Below are 2,623 nucleotides of genomic sequence, written 5' to 3' on the forward strand. Positions count from 1 at the left end.
ATAGCGATACCGTCTTCAAATCCAGTGTTACCCATCTCTTCGCGGGTATAGACATCCGCCAGAAATTGTTGCTTGTCTGTAATTCGACCTTCCCGGGCAAGAACGTCGACAAGTTCTGCCAGGACGTCGTCCTTATTTTCAGCTCTGAGATTGAGTCGAATCAATCGTTCGTTGATTAGCTCATTAATCATTGTCGTTCCCTTTATATTTGCTCTTATTGGCAATTATTGTCGGCAATGAGGTACTAGTTGGGTAGTGTATCAGAAAGGCATTTACTGGATTATTGTAACCTAACAAATTAAACGTGATCCAAGTCTTAAAACATTCAGTCACTAAATGATTGTGATGAGTTATATTTTTTAATTATAATCAATAAGTTAAAAACAAAACCAGAGAGACAATTCTAAAGTTTGGATACACAGTCCTGATTTACTTTTGTATTATTGGATAAATGTTGCAGCTTATGAACACGCTATGAGTCAGGTATTTACCAGTATTATTGAAGCCTTGGTCGATGAAAGAGATAACTACCATCGAATATGGTTTGCCGGAGACAGACACACCCCGCCCCCCTTTAGCTATCAGGTAAATTTTCCCCGTCTTGAGCTAGTGCTAAAAGGGCAATATAGGAATGAAATAGAAGACAGTGAACACGGCATTCGCAGTGTAGATATACTGGCAGGTGATGCCCTGTATATTCCCCCCAACTGCTGGAACAAGCCAGACTGGAGTGATGACTGTTCTGTGCTCAGTTTGCTGTTCGGTCGACGCCAATTGGGTTTTAGCTTCGTCGCTAAGCGTAAAAATGAGAGCGGGTTTTATGACGTGCAGAAGCACAGTATTCAGACTCGAACCGGTTTTGCCATCGACAACATTCTGGAAAGCCTCAGTGCGTTGGCCCGGGAGGCAAAAAAAACACCGATGGACGAATATCTGCTACGCGCCCTGCTCAGTTATACTCTGACGATTCTGGAGCAACCCAAGTTGTCATCCAAAAAACGCAGTCAGGATCTGTATCAGGGGATCTGCATCTACATCCAGGAAAACTTCCATCGGGCGATCACGCGGGAAAATATCGCCGAACGATTCAATATCTCTGCCAATCACCTGTCTCGTCTATTTCGACAACAGGGCCATATGACACTGGCGGACTACATCACCTGGGTGAGAATGGAACGGGCCAAATTTATGCTGAAAAAATACAAGTTTCGCTTATCGGAAGTGGCCACCCGCTGTGGCTATCAGGATGTAAACTATTTTTTTCGCGTATTCAAAACCAGGACAGGTAAGACGCCGTCACAGTATCGGGCTGAATCCCATTAATCCTCTTGTCTGGCCATGATGTGTAACAGGATCCCTTTGATGGTTTCTTCCCGTTCGGCACTGAGCAGCACCTCACTGTTACCGTTGCTGATCAGCCAACGGGTCAGACGGGTTATCGCCAAAAACCAAGGTCGTTCCAGTTTGGTTGGTAACACGGCCCCAATCATTAAGCTTACCGGCATTTCCCAGTCCAGCTCTGAAGCCAGTTTGCAGACAACCAGCGTAGGCCGGTTCACGGAGTCACTCAATACATGTGGCAGGGCAATACCGCTCGGAATTGCGGTAGAAGATATCGCTTCACGCTCAAGTATCTGGGTCAACAGTTCCTGCTGCTGATACGGCTTGGCTACTGCCTTTACCAGAGACTCCAGCGCTTGTTGTTTAGTCTCTAACGACGAGTCCGTCAGAAAATACCACTGATAGTCAAACGGCAATCGAAATGCCGGATGACTGGCAAACAGAGATTCTGCCCGGCTATTAGGGCGGTGGCTGGCTGAAATTAACGTCGCGTGCTCTCTGAAGTATTCAGTGAACACCATGCAAGCCAGCTCTGCGTCTAGCCCTTCGATGGCCACCTGACAGAGGTCATCCCGGCAGCTGCCCAAGCTGAGCATACTCAACGACTTTGTCAGTTTGGCGTGTTTACTACGGGTTATGTTGTAGAAAACAAAAATGGAACGGAAATGGCTCGCCAGTTGTTTCAGCTCTGTAAGCTGCCATCCTGCGAAACCGTCATGCTCAAGTACAAAGGTGATTCGTGTGGTTATCATAGATGACTCAGACACTGGTCCATTACTTGCCGGACGTTGGTCAGCACTTCCTCAATAGAGAAATGAACTGTGTTACACCCTTTAAACCGCTCTTTTTCTTCGATTTCGATATCCGACACAATCAACCGTAAGTCCGCACTTACGATATCTGCAATGGTCAGCGCATTTTCGATGCCCATCGCGCCCTGAGTTTCCACTTTAATGGCCAGTTTGCGTCTTGCCGCTTCTTTGTTCAGCGCCTCTGCTGCCATGTAGGTATGGGCAATCCCGGTAGGACAGGCGGTAACCGCCACTAGTTTCATTGTTTGCTCTCCATCAGAGTCAACGGTTACAACCACAGTCATTATCTATGAACATCTGGCCACTGTACACCGTTGCCACTCAGGTAAACTATGTTAAGTTTGATAACTAACTAGCTCATTTTTGACAGATTATTCCCTGCCCCAGTATAGGTACCACTTGCTAAAAGGTGATTACCAAAGGCCAGATAAAAAAATCCGGGCAGCGCACGGTGCCCGGAGATATCAGTA

Annotated in this window: 4 protein-coding genes; 1 reads left to right on the forward strand and 3 read right to left on the reverse strand. The window is 46.6% G+C overall.

Features of this window, described 5'->3' with window-relative positions; genetic code table 11:
- Positions 1-191: PTS sugar transporter subunit IIA (locus ACQY6F_RS18690; protein WP_428776600.1), on the reverse strand; the 191-nt coding region annotated here is incomplete at its 3' end.
- A 283-nt stretch (positions 192-474) separates the two neighbouring features.
- Here ACQY6F_RS18690 and ACQY6F_RS18695 point away from each other — a divergent pair.
- Positions 475-1,323 (forward strand): helix-turn-helix domain-containing protein, encoded by an 849-nt coding sequence (locus ACQY6F_RS18695; RefSeq protein ID WP_428776601.1) that lies wholly within the window; start codon positions 475-477, stop codon positions 1,321-1,323.
- Here the strand turns inward: ACQY6F_RS18695 and ACQY6F_RS18700 are convergent.
- Both ACQY6F_RS18700 and ACQY6F_RS18705 read right to left on the reverse strand, forming a co-directional pair.
- Entirely contained in the window at positions 1,320-2,093 is a 774-nt protein-coding gene (locus ACQY6F_RS18700) for a PTS sugar transporter subunit IIA (protein ID WP_428776602.1), read from the reverse strand. The two genes, ACQY6F_RS18695 and ACQY6F_RS18700, sit on opposite strands and share 4 nt — an antisense overlap.
- Positions 2,090-2,395: a PTS fructose transporter subunit IIB gene (locus tag ACQY6F_RS18705; protein WP_428776604.1), complete on the reverse strand. Its 306-nt coding sequence runs from the start codon at positions 2,393-2,395 to the stop codon at positions 2,090-2,092. The genes ACQY6F_RS18700 and ACQY6F_RS18705 overlap by 4 nt, the downstream gene beginning before the upstream one ends.
- Between the last annotated feature and the right edge of the window lie 228 nt (positions 2,396-2,623).

Source organism: Vibrio sp., assembly GCF_050299255.1.
Classification (GTDB): Bacteria; Pseudomonadota; Gammaproteobacteria; order Enterobacterales; family Vibrionaceae; genus Vibrio.